Below are 18059 nucleotides of genomic sequence, written 5' to 3' on the forward strand. Positions count from 1 at the left end.
GGTAACCAACCCACGGATAGCAGCGTGCCGACCGTCGCTCGCTTATTTGCTCCCGCGCCTAGTGTTTTGGTGGTGCAAAATGCAAGGGCTTGACTAAAACGTTCATAGCAACGGAACTCGGCGCTCTTATTATGCATTTTTGACCTCGTTTAGAGATCTAACGGAACTCAGCGCTCTTATTCGATTGAAAAAAGGCATTTTTTGAGGTGGATAGACATAATAAGGGCCGGTGATTCCGTTAGCTATTCAAATCGAACAAAATCAGCCGAATAGCGGCTGCTGCTTCCGTTAGCGTCTATGGGCGACCGCCGCGGCAACGTTTTTTCGGGATCGTTCTACTCGTTATGTAAAGGCGAGCGCAATGTGTTCAGACGAACATAGCCGTGACTGTCCCCCGCTCGGGTGACAATCACGGCCTTTTCTGTTTGTGATCCCTTCATAGGTAACAAAAACGACGAAAGTCGTTCCCTATCCCGGACTGCTTACGAGGCGGATCACTCGTCAAATACGATTGGGTTGCCATCAAGCTAGTCTTGGTGACGTTCGTCACTTCTATCAAGCCGTTCGGAAAAATAAAGAAGTAGTGCCGCCTTTACTTCATCTAATCTTTCGGCCGCCTCCGGCACCTCTTCAAGTGCTTGTTCGGTTAACGATAACCGATCCGCTTTATTCGCAAAAGCTTTTGCGACAGGAAACTCGTCCATGGAGACGGCGATGTCGGCACGCAAAACAAAAGCTTTGAAAAGAAGCGTTTCCGATGCTTCTTCGTTTTTGCCGAGAACAAGATCCAGTACTTTGGCTGCGTCCGCGAGCTCGTCTTTGGCATAGGCCAACCGGTAGGCCGTGTCGAATGCGTTCGCAAACTTCGAAGCGTTCCCGGCAACGGTCTGTTCTATTTGCATTGGCGCGGAAGCGGCGTGTTTCTGACCGATCAGCAAGCGATTGCCGGCAGGATCGATAAGGTTAAACCTTCGATCTTCCGCAAGATTGTTGAGTTTAGTTATTCTCGGGAAACCTTTGGAAGGGACCTTTTGATAGGTCCGTTTTAGATTTTCGCAAAATTCCTTATAAACGGCGTCCACATCAGGAACGCTTACGTAACACATGCTGTAGGAGTTGGATGGCTCTAATTGTTTCAGGACAAAAAAATGCAATTCCGCTATACGATGGCGGACGCAAGCATAGAGGTTAGGTTTGGCCTGCCTATAAGTCACTTCAAAACCCAATGCTTGATAGAAACTAAGCTGCTCGTCGATGGACCTGCAAGGGAAGATAGGGATTGCCGTTCCGTTCCGGTTTGTTGACAAGATGACCAACCTCCAATTAAAGATCTCTTTCCTCCTTATCGTACAACATTCAAGCAAATGCTAAGGTTTGTTTGGGAATCGCCTTTAAGTAAATAGGATAAACTTCAACGAACCGTCTGTAAAGTTTAATGTTCAGCTATAGGCTCGGACCGTTTTGACTACGACTTTATCAGCTGCCATTTCTGCGCGGACGTTCCGTTGCTCGAATAGATTTGCACGTTCGTGCCGTCGGCGGTCCCGCCGCCTGCGACATCAAGCGCTTTGCCGCTGTTCGCCGCCTTAATCTCGAATGTGCCGTCGCTGTTCGGTGCGATGATCCACTTTTGATTGGCATTCCCTAGGTTCTGCCATATCTGAACGTTAGCGCCGTCCCCGGTTCCCGACGCGTCAAGCGCCTTGCCGCTGGCTGCCGACGTGAGCGTGAAAGTGCCGTCCGCATTCGTCGTTAACGTCCACTTTTGGTTGTCGTTCCCTAGATATGACCAAATTTGAACATTGGCGCCATCGGCTGTTCCGGCCGCGTCAAGTGCCTTGCCGCTGCCCGTGTTGATCAATCGGTAGACGGCGGCGTTCGTTAATTCCGGCCACCAATATACATTTTGATAGGAAGCGACGCCTCCGAAGGCGTTAAGTCCGAAATACCCGCTGGCGAAGGTGCTGTCGATAACATGAATGGCAGGCGACGCCGCGTGATCGAAATAAATCTTTATATCCGGTCCGCTGGCGACGATCTTGACATGGTAGGTTCTGCCCGCCTGGATAAAGGCCGGAACGCTGGCCAGCATCTGGTTGGCGCTGAAGCTTCCGTTCAGCTTGTAGAACAGGCGGATCATCCGCAAATTCGGATCCACGTTGAAGTAATATCCGCTGGAACCATCCGCGTTCGAACGGAATAGCAGGGATCCGGCTCCGCCCGAGGCGTCAAGACGCATGTCTGACTCATAGGTGAAGTTGTCGGCCGCAACCGTCGAGATGTAGTTTGTATCCTGATCAAAGACGCCCGCAATGCCGTCTGCAGCTGCATACCACCGACCCGTCACGGGCTGCAAGAAACCTGTGAGGTTCGTGTTGAAAGCTCCTCCTACCTCGACGACGGTTCGGCCGACGATCCCTCCGGCTTGCGTCGTGGCCGTAATGACCGCCCGTCCGCGCGCGATTCCCGTCACGTTCGCGCTTCGGGAATCCGCCGCCGATACGGTCGCGATAGCCGGATTGCTGGAGCTCCACGTCACATTTTTGTTGGATGCGGTCCGCGGCAGAACGGAGACGTAAAGCGGCTCGGTCGCCCCCGGCGCCAAGTCCAAACGCGTACGATCCATGACAACCTTCTGCGGAGACGTGCCGGAGGACGGCTCGCCGCGCCACGTATTGGCAAGCGGATACACCTGAAGCGACACGACCTTCACATTGCCGCCGTTCGAGTAGAAGGAGAGGCCGTCTCTCGCATCGCCCGGCAGGATGACGCCCGAGAACACCGCCTTGCCGTCGTTCCCGAACACTTCGACCGAGGATTGGTCGACGAACATATGCAGCTTGATCCGGTTGTTCACCGGCGCGATCGTCGCGTCTTGCCAGCCGGAGAAATAGGTTGTGAAATCATCCTTCCCGGCATCGGTCCGGTTGACGAACATCTGGTACAAACCAGGCTTGTAGCCGACATACGTCTTCTGGTCGCCCAATTCACGAAGCCGGAAACCGAATTCCGCGGCACTGCCTGATGCCGGTATTTCGAATTCGCCGACGATTTCGTAGGCGGTGCCCGAGAAATTCGCCAGCAGATTCGGCGTCGAAGGGGAGACGGTCACGTTGCTGAAGGAAGCGCCCGTTCCGCGCAGCGCCTGCAGCTCGGCCACCGGCGCCTGCATGAGCCGAATGCCTTCGCCTGTAAAGTTCTTTAGCGAGAGGACGCGCGGTATGGAAAGCTGCCCCTTCCACGGTCCGGTCGGGTAGCTGAACGGATAGTCCCAGTTCGTCATCCACCCGAGCTGGATGCGGCGGCCGTCCGCGGCGGGAATGTCGGAGAAGGAGACCGCGGCGTACATATCTTTGCCCCGCTCGCTGCGAAGGACCGTCCCGGCAGGATTGTCGCTTGTGAACGTAGTCCCGTCGAAGCTGCCGACAAAATATTCCGAAGCGGAGCCGTCCGTCTGCCGGTCCGCACCGGTGCTGATCGTCAGAACCCACTTCTTGTTCGCCGGATTGCCGTCCACCGGAAGCTGGAACAGATCCGGACATTCCCATATGCCGCCGTGCAAGTATTCGCCGTAGCCGAAGGAGCTGGCATACGTCCAATTGATCAGGTTCGTCGATGTATAGAATCGGATATGGTCGCCGCCGGAGACGACCATGACCCACTTCGAATGGTCGCCGTCCCATACCACTTTCGGGTCGCGGAAGTCCCATCCGCCGTTTGGCCCGCCCGGATTTTCGACGACGGCGCCGCTGCCATAGAAGGACCATGTGCGTCCCTTGTCCTTGCTGTAGGCGAGGCCGATTTTTTGATTGCCTTTCGTCTTGTCCGGATTAAAGGACGTGTAGTAGGCGAGCAGACCGGAGCCGCCGCCGAACAGCCTGGAAACGTCATTTGCATCGACGATCGCCGCGCCGGACCAAGCATGTCCCATGTCATTCCACGGTATCGCGATAGGGAGGTTCTTCCAGTGGGTCAGATCCGTGCTTACCGCATGCGCCCACTTGCCGCCTTCTTGATGGAACAGATGATATTCCCCTTGATAAAAGACCAGCCCGTTAGGGTCGGCAACCGCGTTACGCGGCGACGTGAAATGGTACTGCGGTCGATAAGGCTCACTGTACCAATCGCCAGAGTCGGTGACGTATACATCCTGGAAGTAAGCCGTGCCATTGTAGGCGTTCATGCCGATTCGTCCGCTCGCATATTGGGTATCGGTGACCGTGATGACCGGAGCGGAATTGCCGTCAAGATAAACTTTGATGCTTGAGCCGACGGCCTCAATCTCCAAATGGTACGTCTTGCCCGGATCGATCGCGCGGCTCGCCGAGGCTATCGTATTTCCGCCGTTGGCATTGAACAGGCGTACTTGATCCAAGTTGGGGTCAATATTCACTACGTACCCGGAGGTCCCCTGCGCATTCCCGCGGAAGACGAGCGCCGCGGTTCCGAATGGGGAGGCGGCATCCACCTTCAGATTGCCCTCCAGCACGAAATCGGACGATATGTTCTCCGCCATGTGGAACGTATTGACCGTACCGGCACTGACGGCTTTCACGCCGGCAAGATCCGGCGTCCAGGCGCCGCCCGCGGTTGTCCAGCCGAACAGGTTCGTGTTCAGATCGCCGATCCGGATATTCTGGAACTTGACGCTGCCGTTGAAGACGCCAAGACCCAGCTTGCCGGAAGCAAAGCTGGCATCCGTTATCTCGATGGCCGGCGTGTAGCCGGTCGAGATTTGCGAGCCCGCCTGCTGAAAGTAAACCTTGATCAGGCTGCCTTCCGCTTTGATCCGTATTTGATACACTTTCCCGGTATCGATCGTTAACGTTTTGGTTGCGAGGGTGACATTGCCGCTCGTCTTGAACAAACGAAGCCGGTTCAAATTGGCGTCAACCTGCAGCCCATAGGCCTGCGTGCCGGCTGCGTCGGAACGGAACAACAATGTGGCGAGGGCATGCGTGCTTTCAACGAGAACGTCGGCTTCGTACATGAAGTTGTCCGCGCTTGTGCCGGCCATAAAGTAGCCGTTCTGGCCGCTGGCAGCCGAAGCGCGCAGCCCTTGCGAAGTCGGAGCCCACGTACCGGAAGAAGCCGTCCAGCCCGTCAAATTCGTATGGAGATCGTAAGCGGTTACATTTTGAAAATAGGCCGTTCCGTTGAAGACGTTAAACCCGTAATTGCCTTTGGCATACTTGGTATCGCTTACGGAAATCGCAAGCGAGCCGCCTAAATAGACTTTAAGCGCGGATCCGTCCGCCGTAACCTTCAGACGATAGGAGGAACCCGGATTCAGCGTTGCGGCGTACGGCGTGCCGACGGTTGTGCCGGTTGCCAGATCGAACAGCCGGAGCCGGTCCAGATTCGGATCGACACTTAACGCGTAACCTTTGCTGCCGTCCTCAGCCGCCAGAAAGACGAGCGAGCCGACGCCGTAGGGAGTGGAGGCATCTACTGTCACATCCGCTTCGAGCGTAAAATTCGTTTCGCTCGCCGATTTCGTCATGCTGAGCGCATTGGCAGCGCTGGCACTGACGCCTTTCAGTCCAACTCCGGCCTGCTCGGACCAAGTGCCAGTTATCGGGACGTAGCCGGGCACGTTCGAGCGGAACTCGGCAGCCGCGGCCGCATGGTACGCGAGGAAGATCGAACTAATGATAATCGCTGTTAGCAGCACGCCAAAATTGAGGAAGCTTTTTCGTTTCATGAGTAACCTTCTTCCATCGTTTTATAGTTTTGTAAGCGCATGCAATTTGGTGCTCATCAAATGAATGAGTTGCATGACCCTCCTCTCTAGATGAACAGAGCTGACGCCGCACGGTGCCCATTTTGGAATACGCGTCCTCTTTTCGCCATTATAAATTCAGGCTGCGGGCGAATACTATTACTTTGCTCGGTTCCTCGCTTTCACTTTTTTCGCATTCGCTAACATTGCTATCCCGGATAATCGTCCACTCTCTCAAGCCGTTCGGCTCATAGAATGTAGGGTCATTCGAACGAAGGAGCTGATGTGAGTGAATAACAGAGCGCGTCTGACCGGACGGGTCATCTTCCAAGGCGATCCCGGCTATGAGACGGCCCGCAAAAATTGGAATCCCAGCACGGATCGCCACCCCAAAGTATTTGTGTTCGCCCGGAACGCGAGAGATGTATCCAACGCCGTCAGATGGGCGGAAGCGAACGGCGTGCCGATCAGGGCGAGGAGCGGAAGACATGCGCTTGCCGGAGATCTCTCCCAGGTGGATGGCGGAATCGTCATCGACGTCAGCGAAATCCGCTCCATCGAGCTGAACCGGAGACAAGGCACCGTAATCGTCGGGACGGGGAACACGATCGGACGAATCGTGAAGACGCTTGCGCGACAAGGATATTTGTTTCCTTTCGGAGACAGCCCGACCGTAGGAGTAGGCGGCATTGCGCTGGGAGGCGGGATCGGTCCGCTCCAAAGGACGATCGGGATCGCTTCCGACAATCTGATCGGCGTGGAAATGGTGGATGCGAGCGGCAATGTCATTCAGGCCGATTCCAATCGCAATTCGGATCTTTTGTGGGCATCGAGAGGGGGCGGCGGAGGAAACTTCGGCATCTATACGCGTTACAAATTCCAGGTTGTGCGCGCTCCTTCCACCGCGACGGTGTTCCAAATTCAATGGCCTTGGGAGCAATTCGAAGAGGTGACGCGCGAATGGCAGCGATGGGCTCCCGGCGTAAGCTCCAGACTGGGGACTTATCTGGAAGTTGGACAAAGGAACGGCGGGAATGCGAAGGCAACGGGCGTATATTTGGGCAGCAAGGCAACGGCCACCCGGCTGCTGGCACCGCTGTTAAACACGGGGCAACCGCAAAGTACGGTCATCCGGTCTCTGCCGTATACGCAGGTCGTCGACTTCTTGCTGCCTCCGGATCCTGTGTTAACCCAACAGATCAGCTTTCAATTTTCTTCCGCCTATGCGGATCGGCCATTGCCGGACGATGCCCTTCGCATCATGCGCAAGTTTCTGGAGAAGGCGCAAAACGACCAGTCCGGCTTCTTCTTCCTGAACTGGGGGGGAGCGATTAACAATCTTGATCCGTCGGATACGGCTTTCTTCTGGAGGGACGCGCAATATTACGTGGAGTGGAACAGCTCTTGGATCGACCCTTCCGAAGCCGAATATAATATCGAGCTTGCAAACTGGGCGCGCAAGAAGCTGCAGCCTTATATTTACGGCTCCTACATCAATGTGCCGGACCAAGGGATCAAGGACTACGGAGCTGTCTATTATGGAAGCAACTACCCGAGATTAAGAGAAATCAAAGCCAAATACGACCCGCGCAACGTGTTTAACTTCCCGCAAAGCATCAAGCCTGCCCGTCGCCGGGAAGACGATTAAAGCGGAGTTCGACTGGCATTCGCGAACAGTAGGTCGAACGCGGTGCAGAATATAATCGATGCCGCGAACCGCGGACAAAAGGAAGAAGCGCCGGCCGTTATCGCTAACGGTCGGCGCTTCTTTGGGTTATCGGCGTTGCAATCGCCGCGCGCGGAACTGCTTGTATTGAAAGTACATCATGCAGCCGATGCAATAGCCGAGCAGTGCAGCCAGCGCCGCGGCGCCCATCATGGCGGCGAAGACGTTGCCCGCCGCGCTCCAGCCGAGAAGCAAGCTGATCAAGGACAAGGTAAGGAAAAGGACGGCCAGCGAATTGTTGAAGCGCTGCAGCTCGGCGGCCTCGGTCTTTCCCCGGGCGACGAGCTTGCCCAGGAACGGGCGCGCGATCCGGATGAATAGATTGCCCCTCGGCCCGAACAGCAGCCCGATCGCCTGAATGAGGAACAATGCCCCGATGATCCAGACGGACTGCGTTGTGAAGAATGCCGCAAGCGACAGGACGATGCCTGCTTGGTTGCTTCTGACGTAAGGAATCGGTACTTCTTTCATCGATGCACCAACTTTTCTTATCGGAATTAAATTGATTAATTCGAGTATAGAACGGGGCGCCTGATTTGGCAATGGGTTTCGGGCGGCTCGTCTGGTCTTGTCGTTGGCGGCCGATGCTACGTTTGATATTTCGCCAGCTCCGACTTCTTCGTTGTTAAGTCTTTGGCTAGCTCGGTTTGTTTTTTGGTGAATTCCGCAAGTTCTTTGTTCAGCTTGTTGATTCGGGATAACTTATTGTTCAGATCGCTGGGCGATGCGCTTTTTTTGCTATCCCTTTGCAACTGCTTTAAAGTAGTTTCGGCTTGCTTCTTCTTTTGGAGAAGGGCTTTGATTTCCGCTTCTAGCGCGGGGATCTCCCTTTGTAGTCGGCTTATTACGGATTTGGAGAAACTAATGGACATATCGGACACCTCATTATCGTCTCGCAGGATCGTTCCATCTTACTACAAAAGGCTTGCATTGGCGATCCAATGGGAGCATGGGCGAGGCGCGAATCGAGGTTTCGCTAAACATTGCAGCCTTCTTATGGTAGTATTGTATCTTAAATGAACAGAGGAAGTGATGGATCGTGATTAGCATAACCATACCGGAGCCGGACGTAACGATTGCCAAGCAAGAGAATCCTCAACTCAGCCATATCTACGGATTTACCGATTTTCACCTGATTCCGCGGGATAAGGGCGGATTCTTTACGTTCTTCAACGACAAGGACGAGCTGCTGTTCGTCGGTAAAGCCCGGAAACTGAGACCGCGCATCAAAAAACACTTCGAAGATTCGGTATCCGTGATGAAAAACCATCGCGACGAGGTTGTCCGGATCGAGGTTTACGTTAACGAAAATCCCGTCGACCGGGAAATTTACGAGACGTACATCCTGAATACGCACAGAGCGAAGTACAACGTGGACAAGGTGCTGTACAAGTAAGGTCATCGACTGATCCCGATCAAACAACAAGCTTGATGCCCCAGCGGCTGAGCTTGTTGTTTTTTTTGACGCCGGTAGAAGCCGAGCGCTGCATCCCAGCTCTAAAGGCCCTAGTGGCGGAGGTAGTTGTGCCGAACTAGAGCCGAGCCGCTTGCATCTCGATTCTAACTGCCCAGTGGATGAGGTAGATGTGCCGAACTAGAGCCGAGCCGCCTTCATCCCGGTTCTAACGGACACCAGCGCCGCTATTTGGGGTAAAATAGAGCTTTTAAAAACGTAACGGTCCGTAGCGACGTTATTTGCCCGATTAGCAGCTTCAAACCCAGTATGAACGCGAAATAGCGGTATCTGGGTCCGTTAGATTCCAAAGAGGCCTCATTTTGATTCAATAGCGTCGCTGGCGTCCGTTAGAGTGAAGGTGGTCGATCCGGCCGTATCGCCTTCGCGAGTCTGGCCACGCCCTCTAGAATAGCCTCCGGCGGTAGCCCCCCGTATCCCATGACGATCTGGTGCTCATGCCGCCCTTTGACCAAGACGTAATGCTCCACCGCGTATACTTGAACGCCCTCCACGCGGATTCGCTCCATCAACTTGTCCGTGAACCGAATATCGGAGAACTCCACGACCAAATGCATGCCGGCGGATTCGCCAAGGATATGCGCCTCTGGCAAATGCTTGCGCAAGCCGGAGACAAGCGTCTCCCGGCGCTTTCGGTAGATCTTCCTCATGCGGCGGATATGGCGATCGAAATATCCTTCCTCCATGAAGCGTGCGAGAATAAGCTGCTCGAGTGTGGACGTATGGCGGTCGGCAAACCACTTCAGGCGCCGATAAGCCTCGACGTACCGAACCGGCAGGACGGCGTAGCCGATGCGAAGCGCGGGCGATAAAATTTTGCTGAATGTCCCTACGTAGATGACCCGTTCGGGATCCAGCCCCTGAAGGGAGTGGACAGGCACGCCTTCGTATGTAAATTCGCTGTCGTAATCGTCTTCGACGATGCAGCAGTCCATCCGCCGCGCGTATTCGATCAACTGAATGCGTCGCTGGATCGGCAGCGTGCCGCCGAGCGGAAACTGATGGGAAGGAATGACGAAGACGAAGTCGGGCCTGTCGAGTTCGGGCAGCTTCTCCGGCAAAATCCCTTTGTCGTCGACCGGCACTGGCAACAGATCGGCACCGGCGTAGGAGAAAATGGTTCGCATCTCGTCGGTCACGGGGTCTTCGACGGCGATGCGGGCTTGCTTGTCCTTGGCCAGCAGCTCGGTGACCAGGTGGAGCGCTTGCGTCGCGCCCGACGTGACGACGATTTGATCCGGATGGCAGCGTACGCCGCGCGCTTGCAGCAGGTAACGGGCCAGCACATGGCGCAGCTCGGCCGTCCCCTCAGGCTTGGCATAGCCGAAGGCGCGTTCCGGTGTGTCCATGCAGACCTCTCTCGCGAGCCTTCCCCAGACCGCGCGGGGAAAATAATCCGCCGCCGGATGCGCGGCGCGGAAGTCGATCGTGTCGACCAGAGGGCTCGGTCGGCCGATCGCGGCAACGGCTTCGCCGAGCCTGTCCTGTGCCGCCTCCGACAGGATATGGGAGCCGGCCGCAACATACGTTCCGGATTGGGGCCGTACCTCCAGGTACCCCTCGGCCAGCAGGCGATCGTACACTTCAAGCACGATATTGCGGGATACGCCGACGGAGGAGGCCAATTCCCGGCTTGAGGGAAGGCGTTCGCCTTCGTTCAGTTCATTTTGCAAAATGCGCCGTCTTACTTGTTCATACACTTGAATCGTCAGCGAGATCGAGCTCGCGCGATCGACGGGGAACCATAACAGGGATGCCGCGCTCCTCTCCATGTGGCCAGTGGAACTGGTACTATTCAGATCACTCAAACCTGGATCTTATTTGATACCAGTATACCATGTTATGCTGTCAGCAACGAAAGGAGCGTGCGTGGACGCATATGAAGACAATCGGATTAATCGGAGGACTTAGCTGGGAGTCGACGACCGACTATTACAGATATATCAATCAGGGCGTGAAAGCGGAGTTGGGCGGATTGAGTTCGGCCAAATGTATGCTCTATTCCTGCAATTTCGAGGAGGTAGTGCGAATGCAGAAGGCGGGGGAGTGGAAGCAAGCGGCAATGCTGCTTGCGGATGCTGCCAGGAAGCTGGAGGCGGGAGGCTGCGACACGATCCTCATCTGCACGAACACGATGCATGTCGTCGCAAGCGAAGTGCAGCAGGCGGTTCGTATTCCGCTGCTGCATATTGTGGACACGACCGTGGAGTCGATTAAGCGGACCGGGATATCCAAAGTCGGGCTGCTCGGCACGCGTTACACGATGGAGCAAAGTTTCTACACGGACCGGCTGTGCGAGCATGGCATCGAAGCCATCATTCCGGATGAGACGGACCGTATCCGCGTGCATGATATTATTTTCGACGAGCTGTGCAAGGGGGAGCTGAAGCCGGCTTCCAAAGCGGAATATTTGCGGATTATCGACCGGCTTCGGGCTAGAGGGGCCGAGGGCGTCATTCTCGGTTGCACGGAAATTCCGCTGCTGCTGAAGCAGGAGGACGTAACGGTTCCGATGTTCGATACGACGCGCATTCACGCGGATGCGGCCGTAGCGTTTGCCTTGGAAGCCGTGGCGATTTCATAACTTTAACGGGAAAGGGCCGTGACAGCAGCCTTGATGGCAGCCGTCACGGCCTTTTTTCAATCTGAGGTTAGTATGCCCGTTCGATGTTATTTTATTTGCGCCACGTATTTTTCGAGTTGATCGAAGGTGCCGTCGAAGCCTTGCTGCATGGACTCGAACATGCTTCTGTAGAATTCGTGCTCCTCAGCCGTTGCATGGTGAGGGCCGCCGCGAAGCGTAAGCGTCGTTCGGCCGTTCTCTTCGGTCAAAGTCACGACGTTTAACACTTCTTTCGGGAAATTCGCGAACTCCGGACCGAACGGAGCAGGGATCGTGTTGCCTTCTTCGTCGGAGAAGCAGTTGATGAAAACGATTTTCTCCGGCGCGACGATTTCCTGGAAAATGAACTTGCCCCACATTTTATGGCCGTCCGGGCTGGTCATGCTGTAATGGAAGATGCCGCCCGGGCGAAGATCCAGCTTCGCTACATGAATCGCCATGCCCGTCGGGCCCCACCAATGTTTCAAATGCTCCTCTTCCGTCCATACTTTAAACACCAACTCGCGCGGCGCGTTAATCGTACGGATGATCTCCAGTTTTGCTTCAGTCGTTGCCATGTTCGATTCCTCCAACCTCGAAATAGTAGTTTTGTAAAAATAGCGCGATCGTCTTTCGTTCGAAAGTTAATCTTTGGCGTTGTTGTCGGTATCTTTCTCTTGCAACATGTCCAGATAATCCTCCAGTCGATCCAGCCGTTCGTCCCAGATTCGGCGGAAGGAGCCTATCCAGGCGTCGAGCTCTTGAAGCGGCTTCGCTCGGAGCTTGTAGATCCGCCGATTGGCGTCGGGCTGCATCTCGACGAGCCCGGTATCGCCGAGCACGCGAAGATGTTTGGACACTTGCGGCTGATTCAGTTCGAGCCGATGCACGATTTCGCCCACGGGAAGGGGGCCGTCGCGCAGCAGCTCTACAATTCGTAATCGGGTGGGCTCGGAGAGCGCGAATAAGATTTCGTTCATGCTTTAAATATACGTCATGAGGAATATACGTGTCAAGGAATATAGTTTTGGGGAAAAGAGCTTCGGCTCTCTAGGCTCTCTAGGAAAACGATGTCCGGCAAGCTCCAAGGTACCTTGTAGGAGTAGGCTTGAGGCGGATTTTAGGAAGTTTGCTCGAACCGTGACTAGTTTTGGATGAGACAGCCTCGAACAGAAACATTTTCCTCCGGTACGGCGTTTAAGAGATACACTCGCTGGACCGAGAGCCATTAGTAACTCCGCGGAGCCGGCAGAAATCCAATAGGAGGCCTGCAAGATGAGGAAAATCGCCCTGGCATTGCTCGCGTTAACGTTGCTGCTCGGACTCTCCGTCCCGATCGCGGGAGCGGCGACGCTCACGACGGAAGAGAAGTTCCAAGTGCTGAAGCAGAAAGGAATCATGTCCGGCTTCGAGGACGGTTCCTCCCGTCTGAACGAATCGATGACCCGAGAGCAGTTCGCTACCGTGCTCTACAAGCTCCTTGAATTGCCGCGTTCCAATACCGCGCCCAAATTCGCAGATGTGCTGAAGACGCGCTGGTCGTTCGAAGCGGTCCAAGCGGTCCGGAGCGCGGGTCTCATGGTCGGCAAGGGAGATAACCGGTTCGCGCCGACAGCACCGGTGAAGGTCGAAGAGCTGGCCGTGGTGATGGTGAAAGTCAACAACATCCCAGTCAACCCGAACATCGGCTTCACGGGCAAAGTATCGGCTTGGGCCAAGGCGGCCGTTGGAACCGCCCTTAGCAAAGCTTGGATCGCCCCGCGGAACGATTACACGGTGGACGCCACGCGAGGCGTACTCGTGGAGGCTGTATACGCGGTTTACTCGGGTTCGACCAGCACGCTTGACGTGAGGTCGGTCGAAGGAGTGAACGTTCAGATGGTCCGCGTGAACTTGAAGGCGAAGACCGATTCGGCGGATATTGGACGATTCTCTCTGCGGGACGATCTCGGCAACGTTGTGCCGATCATCGTCACGACAATCAGCGGAGACGGGTTGCAGGTCCTGCTCACGACCGGCATCCAGTTCGAGAACCGCACGCATTACTTGACCATCGACGGCCAATCATGGGCGTACGTTTCGCCGAGATCGGACATGTCGAAGCCAATAATCACCGCGCTCGATCGGTTAGCGCCGCGCTTGTACGTCCTGACGTTCTCGGAGCCGGTCGATCATGGGACGGCTACGAATCCGGCCAACTACTCGTTCTCCGGCGGTTTGAAGCTAACGACGCTGCAACTCTCTTCGGATAAGAGGCAGGTCACGTTCTCCACGTCGAACCAGTCGGACAACGCCCGGTACTGGCTGACCGTCAAGAACATCAAGGATCTCGCCGGCAACGTCATGGACACGCGGTCGGATTTGTCCATCGTCGGCAGTAATGACGCGACGAAGCCAACGATCATCGATGCGGAATTTAGGGTGAACGAGGATGCATCATTGACCGTCAAATTCAGCGAGAAAATGAATCGGGATATTGCCGCTCAGACAGGCCGGTACAGCATCAACGGTCTGGCAATCGTATCGGCAACCGTAGACAACGAGGGACGTGTAGTCACGCTTCGAACCTCCGCCCAACAAGACAAAACCTTGTACAGCCTGTCCGTGTCCGGCATCCCCGACCTTGCCGGCAACGTGATGGATACGAAAACGGGCCTTCTGTTCGGGGGCATCTCCAATCCGGTTCTGCCGGTGAAGCTACAGAGCATAGCCGCGGTTAACGAGAACACCATTGAAATCACGTTCGACAGAGCGATCAGGGACGAGGATGTCGGATCGTTAGCGGCGACGATTCTGAAAGACAACGGAGCCAACGTCTCGATGTCCGGCTGGAGCAAATACGCCGTCCGTAAGCCGGGCACGGATCGGGTCGTCACCGTCCAATTCCGTACGGGAGCTGAAGCGAACCCTAACTTGTTCCGTGCCGGTCATGTGTACACGGCTAGAATCACGGGCGTGGCCTCACTCCTCTCGCAGGACGCTGCGAACGAAACCGCGTTCGCGGGAACCATAGCAGTCAACGAGATTTCTTACGCGAAACAAGTGATCGTCTTGAACCGGACGACGATTAAAGTCGTGTTCAGCGAGCCGGTGAAAAACGTCAACGAGCCATACTTCGCGGTGAAGGAACAGGGAGGGGACGCCATCGGCATCTCCCACGACGAATTAAACAATACGGGCGCAGTCGTCACCGAGGTGACGCTGAAGCTGGCCAAGGACATGACGCCGGGCAAAGTATACGTCCTGACGTTCAAGCCGGGCATTACCGACGCAGCCGGCTTCAACGGATGGCAGACGAAAAACGGCAACGAGGACATCAGTATTCTGTTCACGGGCGTTTAATAAAACGATATTGTCGTCAATAGCTGAAAAGCAACGATAAAACGGGTACCCGTACTCTGGACACTTTGAAAAGTGTTTAGCGTATGGGTACCTTTTTGTTTTATAAGTAAACAGTGGGACGAGCGATTCACTTTGCTTCTATGCATGGTACTTAAGCCATGGTATAGTCAATTTTGAAGTCGTTGGAATTTTATCCAATTGGTATTTGGGGTTGATAAGAAATGAAATTAGGTGATGCAGGAAAATGAATTTGGATTTAGATAAGATTATTTTTAAATCTATAAAAAAAGATAAAATTGATCTAAATTGTTCTGGATTTCATTGGGTTTCTCATGGAAGGTCAGGATATATTTATTTTGTTGAAAACACCAATGTACTACCAATTGCTATTGAAATGCCTGGTGTAGATTACTTAGATGTACTGGTATTCGGTGAGATAGAACACTTAAGTAAAAGGTATAATCCCAAGAAATATAAAGTAGAAGAATTGACAATTGAAGAACGAAAAAGAATACAAAAACGATTAGTAAATTGGCTCAATGAGAAAGGGCTTCGTCATGATTTGAAAATAAGTAATTATTAATCATAATAAAGGAGCAACCCAAATGAGCCACTTTGGAATTTTAATGATTCTTATTGTTTTAGCTGGAACAATTGGTGGATTAGTTAGCTACATGTTTGAACTTAAAAAGAATGAGTCTTTTTTTAAAAATCGCAATTTATATAAATCCATATTTATTGGAATTTCTGCGTCCATGCTCGTCCCATTATTTCTAAATACAATTTCAAGTAGTTTACTTAAAGAAAGTGAGACGGATAACAATAAGTTATTAGTATTCATTGGGTTTTGTCTTATTGCATCTATTTCTTCAAAACGATTCATTCAGTCTTTGTCAGATAAAGTTCTGTCCGAATTAAATGAAGTTAAGGAAGAAGTTAAAGAAGTAAAGAAAGATGTCGATGTTTTGGCTGAAAAGGAGACCGAAAATGAATCTAAAGTAAATGAATCAATAACAGAGAACGGAATTATAGATAATCTTGTTTTTAATCCTGATGATTCAGGCAGAGTTAAAGTTCTAAAGTGTTTGTCGGATAGTAGATTTTCATTTAGATCAATAAAGGGTTTGATCAAGCAAACAGAAATAAATGAGTCCATTATTAACGGCTTAATTAATGAATTAATAAGGGATAAATTTGTTGACCAATCTGTTAGACAGAATGGGATAAGATTTTTTATTACAAAAGAAGGTAGAGCGTTTCTTCACTCGTATAACACAACTTCATATGATCCATCACTGGCAAAACATAGAGAAAATAATTAACTGAAGGTGAATTGATGAAAAATCAATTAAAACCCAGAACGAAACAAATTATTTTTTTATTATCTCTGTTATTATTTCTAACCTCGTTATTGATATACTTCAGTATTTGCGACCTAGAAATAGAATATGAAATCAATAACGGGTACTCAGGTTATCACTCAGTATTACATATAAATGATGATAGATCTTATTCACTAATGGTAGTTGGTCAAAGAGGTTCACCATCAATCGAATTAATTGACAATTTATCAAATCGACAGGCACAATCTATCCGCAAAGTATATTTGTTAAATCGATTATTGATTTTGAAGAAGGATTTATCAAATCATTCGACTGAAGATAATTCTATAGAAAAACTTAGAATTAAGTTGGGATTTCTAGAATTAGAAACTGAAGGATATGGTATAACAAATAAAGGATTTAGGAATATCGTCAAACCATTAGAGGAACTGATAGCAGCTCAAAAATGAATCAACTTCGCCTATACATTAGTATCCGACTTCAATTTTGGAGGGTTACTGCATGGAAGCAAACCATAAAAATAACTGGCCAGTTTGGGCCATTGAACCCGTTGAAATCGAGTCTCCTGATCCTGCATGGTTAGCGAAAGGATTGCATGAGGTCAATCATTTAAGAGTCCATCTTGCTCAATTTGGAGTAAGTGATATTAATCATATTGGGAGCACTTCTGTACCGAATCTACCTGCAAAACCGATTATCGATATAATAGCCAAAATTCAATCCTATACTGATTTAGACGAAATCGTTGCAAAATTAAGAAGGTATAATTGGAATTATGTTCCTCCAAGTTTGGACGGACATGAGTGGAGAAGGTTTTTCGTCAAGGTCAAGGATGATAAGCGAGAATGTCATTTTCATTTGATGTTAGAGGATGAAGGGCGTTGGGAACGACAAATTAGTTTTAGGGATAAACTTCGTGAACGGCCGATCTTGGCAATACAATACGCTGAACTAAAAATGAAGCTAGCGGCGGAAAACAAACATGATAGGGAAGCATATACAAATGCAAAAACCGAATTCATTAATTATGTACTAGAACATGAATGAATTATCCTGTATGGAATGAATAAAAGGGTTCGACGTAGCTGATTCAGTAGCTGGGAAGCTGAATGAACGAGAGCAGTAAAAAATATAAATCGCATAAGGAGCTTAAATGATATGAGCGATGAGAATGCTCTTGATAAGTTTGGTAAATTAGTAATGAAAGACTTGAGAGATAGTTCTATCAGTTATTTTGATAAACTTATCGAAGGGAAATGGAAAGCCCCATCTCTGCAAAATCTACAAAACGATTTGAAAATATTTAACGAGGATCAAATAAATATTATCAGAAGGGCCCTAGTTTCTAGTTTGGATACTGGAATTCACGATTTTTTATTTAGGTTACAAAATGAAGAAGAAGATGGAGTAATAATTGAAGTAAATGGTCAAAACCTTGCAGAACTAAGTGATGGCTTAAATGGGGAATTATTTACAGAAGATGGATGGTATCATAGGTTCAGCGAATATGGGGAGAATGAAGAATAGCGGGGTTTTTCCAGAAATTTAAATAAGGAGAAAACCAAATGATTAAGACGTTGTTAACTCTCTTATTAGCCTTAACACCTACATTTGTAAGCATTTATTTACTAATCGAATTCTTTCCTTACACTGGCCTTGCCAGAGTAGCTACTGTACCAGCTACAATATTTGTGAATTTAACTTTTGTAATACTTTGTATCAAAATAACAAAGACATGACTTATGCAGTTCATGAGATTAACCGGTAATTGTGAGAATTTATGCTTGAATAAACCGGCCACATGGTCATGGAGAGAATCTTGGGCCAGTATGCGGAAATAAGGCTTGCAA

17 protein-coding genes are annotated in these 18059 nt (G+C 51.5%); 9 read left to right on the top strand and 8 right to left on the bottom strand.

Annotation, left to right across the window (positions count from 1 at the left end; translation table 11 throughout):
* Positions 1-527: 527 nt before the first annotated feature.
* Both RB620_RS29790 and RB620_RS29795 read right to left on the bottom strand, forming a co-directional pair.
* Complete coding sequence (locus RB620_RS29790; RefSeq protein ID WP_308100758.1) at positions 528-1307, bottom strand: bleomycin resistance protein; 780 nt, start codon at positions 1305-1307, stop codon at positions 528-530.
* 158 nt (positions 1308-1465) lie between these two features.
* Positions 1466-5704 carry a GH32 C-terminal domain-containing protein gene (locus RB620_RS29795; RefSeq protein WP_308100760.1) on the bottom strand — a complete coding sequence of 1413 codons (4239 nt, stop codon included), beginning with the start codon at positions 5702-5704 and terminating at the stop codon, positions 1466-1468.
* A gap of 307 nt (positions 5705-6011) precedes the next feature.
* Between RB620_RS29795 and RB620_RS29800 the strand changes: the two genes are divergently transcribed.
* Positions 6012-7370, top strand: coding sequence for an FAD-binding oxidoreductase (locus tag RB620_RS29800; RefSeq protein WP_308100762.1), 1359 nt, complete (start codon positions 6012-6014; stop codon positions 7368-7370).
* Between the two features lie 126 nt (positions 7371-7496).
* Here RB620_RS29800 and RB620_RS29805 read toward each other — a convergent pair whose 3' ends face one another.
* Positions 7497-7919 (bottom strand): DUF4395 domain-containing protein, encoded by a 423-nt coding sequence (locus RB620_RS29805; protein ID WP_308100764.1) that lies wholly within the window; start codon positions 7917-7919, stop codon positions 7497-7499.
* Between the two features lie 116 nt (positions 7920-8035).
* Positions 8036-8320 carry a hypothetical protein gene (locus RB620_RS29810; RefSeq protein ID WP_308100766.1) on the bottom strand — a complete coding sequence of 95 codons (285 nt, stop codon included), beginning with the start codon at positions 8318-8320 and terminating at the stop codon, positions 8036-8038.
* Between the two features lie 167 nt (positions 8321-8487).
* On the opposite strand from RB620_RS29810, the gene RB620_RS29815 reads away from it, so the two are divergent.
* Complete coding sequence (locus RB620_RS29815; protein ID WP_308100768.1) at positions 8488-8844, top strand: nucleotide excision repair endonuclease; 357 nt, start codon at positions 8488-8490, stop codon at positions 8842-8844.
* A gap of 407 nt (positions 8845-9251) precedes the next feature.
* Here RB620_RS29815 and pdxR read toward each other — a convergent pair whose 3' ends face one another.
* Complete coding sequence (gene pdxR, locus RB620_RS29820) at positions 9252-10673, bottom strand: MocR-like pyridoxine biosynthesis transcription factor PdxR (RefSeq protein ID WP_308100790.1); 1422 nt, start codon at positions 10671-10673, stop codon at positions 9252-9254.
* Between the two features lie 128 nt (positions 10674-10801).
* Here pdxR and RB620_RS29825 point away from each other — a divergent pair, with 128 nt between their 5' ends.
* Positions 10802-11506: an aspartate/glutamate racemase family protein gene (locus RB620_RS29825; RefSeq protein WP_308100770.1), complete on the top strand. Its 705-nt coding sequence runs from the start codon at positions 10802-10804 to the stop codon at positions 11504-11506.
* A gap of 86 nt (positions 11507-11592) precedes the next feature.
* Here the strand turns inward: RB620_RS29825 and RB620_RS29830 are convergent, their stop codons facing one another.
* Together RB620_RS29830 and RB620_RS29835 are read right to left on the bottom strand one after the other, a co-directional pair.
* Positions 11593-12102 (bottom strand): SRPBCC family protein, encoded by a 510-nt coding sequence (locus tag RB620_RS29830; RefSeq protein WP_308100772.1) that lies wholly within the window; start codon positions 12100-12102, stop codon positions 11593-11595.
* Positions 12103-12168: 66 nt separating this feature from the next.
* On the bottom strand, positions 12169-12504 hold the full coding sequence (locus tag RB620_RS29835; protein ID WP_308100774.1) for an ArsR/SmtB family transcription factor: 336 nt from the start codon (positions 12502-12504) through the stop codon (positions 12169-12171).
* A 295-nt stretch (positions 12505-12799) separates the two neighbouring features.
* On the opposite strand from RB620_RS29835, the gene RB620_RS29840 reads away from it, so the two are divergent.
* From RB620_RS29840 to RB620_RS29865, 6 genes are all read left to right on the top strand, one after another.
* Entirely contained in the window at positions 12800-14866 is a 2067-nt protein-coding gene (locus RB620_RS29840) for an Ig-like domain-containing protein (RefSeq protein ID WP_308100776.1), read from the top strand.
* A gap of 244 nt (positions 14867-15110) precedes the next feature.
* Positions 15111-15449, top strand: a complete 339-nt coding sequence (locus RB620_RS29845) for a hypothetical protein (RefSeq protein WP_308100778.1) — start codon at positions 15111-15113, stop codon at positions 15447-15449.
* Positions 15450-15471: 22 nt separating this feature from the next.
* A complete protein-coding gene (locus RB620_RS29850) occupies positions 15472-16188 on the top strand; it encodes a YEATS-associated helix-containing protein (protein WP_308100780.1) in 717 nt (238 codons plus the stop codon).
* A 14-nt stretch (positions 16189-16202) separates the two neighbouring features.
* Positions 16203-16658 (top strand): hypothetical protein, encoded by a 456-nt coding sequence (locus tag RB620_RS29855; RefSeq protein ID WP_308100782.1) that lies wholly within the window; start codon positions 16203-16205, stop codon positions 16656-16658.
* A gap of 52 nt (positions 16659-16710) precedes the next feature.
* Positions 16711-17256: a GrpB family protein gene (locus RB620_RS29860; protein ID WP_308100784.1), complete on the top strand. Its 546-nt coding sequence runs from the start codon at positions 16711-16713 to the stop codon at positions 17254-17256.
* 111 nt (positions 17257-17367) lie between these two features.
* Entirely contained in the window at positions 17368-17736 is a 369-nt protein-coding gene (locus RB620_RS29865; protein ID WP_308100786.1) for a hypothetical protein, read from the top strand.
* A gap of 118 nt (positions 17737-17854) precedes the next feature.
* On the opposite strand, the gene RB620_RS29870 is transcribed toward RB620_RS29865, so the two are convergent.
* The coding region (locus tag RB620_RS29870; protein WP_308100788.1) for a hypothetical protein at positions 17855-18059 on the bottom strand (205 nt) is incomplete at its 5' end.

This window comes from Paenibacillus sp. LHD-117, assembly GCF_030929555.1.
In the GTDB taxonomy this organism is placed as follows: Bacteria; Bacillota; Bacilli; order Paenibacillales; family Paenibacillaceae; genus Pristimantibacillus.

What these genes read in the sequence shown, in the direction of transcription:
- RB620_RS29795 (WP_308100760.1), bottom strand. Translation starts at nt 5,704, where the DNA reads ATGAAACGAAAAAGCTTCCTCAATTTTGGCGTGCTGCTAACAGCGATT.
- RB620_RS29805 (WP_308100764.1), bottom strand. Translation starts at nt 7,919, where the DNA reads ATGAAAGAAGTACCGATTCCTTACGTCAGAAGCAACCAAGCAGGCATC.
- RB620_RS29810 (WP_308100766.1), bottom strand. Translation starts at nt 8,320, where the DNA reads ATGTCCATTAGTTTCTCCAAATCCGTAATAAGCCGACTACAAAGGGAG.
- RB620_RS29825 (WP_308100770.1), top strand. Translation starts at nt 10,802, where the DNA reads ATGAAGACAATCGGATTAATCGGAGGACTTAGCTGGGAGTCGACGACC.
- RB620_RS29830 (WP_308100772.1), bottom strand. Translation starts at nt 12,102, where the DNA reads ATGGCAACGACTGAAGCAAAACTGGAGATCATCCGTACGATTAACGCG.
- RB620_RS29835 (WP_308100774.1), bottom strand. Translation starts at nt 12,504, where the DNA reads ATGAACGAAATCTTATTCGCGCTCTCCGAGCCCACCCGATTACGAATT.
- RB620_RS29840 (WP_308100776.1), top strand. Translation starts at nt 12,800, where the DNA reads ATGAGGAAAATCGCCCTGGCATTGCTCGCGTTAACGTTGCTGCTCGGA.
- RB620_RS29845 (WP_308100778.1), top strand. Translation starts at nt 15,111, where the DNA reads ATGAATTTGGATTTAGATAAGATTATTTTTAAATCTATAAAAAAAGAT.
- RB620_RS29850 (WP_308100780.1), top strand. Translation starts at nt 15,472, where the DNA reads ATGAGCCACTTTGGAATTTTAATGATTCTTATTGTTTTAGCTGGAACA.
- RB620_RS29855 (WP_308100782.1), top strand. Translation starts at nt 16,203, where the DNA reads ATGAAAAATCAATTAAAACCCAGAACGAAACAAATTATTTTTTTATTA.
- RB620_RS29860 (WP_308100784.1), top strand. Translation starts at nt 16,711, where the DNA reads ATGGAAGCAAACCATAAAAATAACTGGCCAGTTTGGGCCATTGAACCC.
- RB620_RS29865 (WP_308100786.1), top strand. Translation starts at nt 17,368, where the DNA reads ATGAGCGATGAGAATGCTCTTGATAAGTTTGGTAAATTAGTAATGAAA.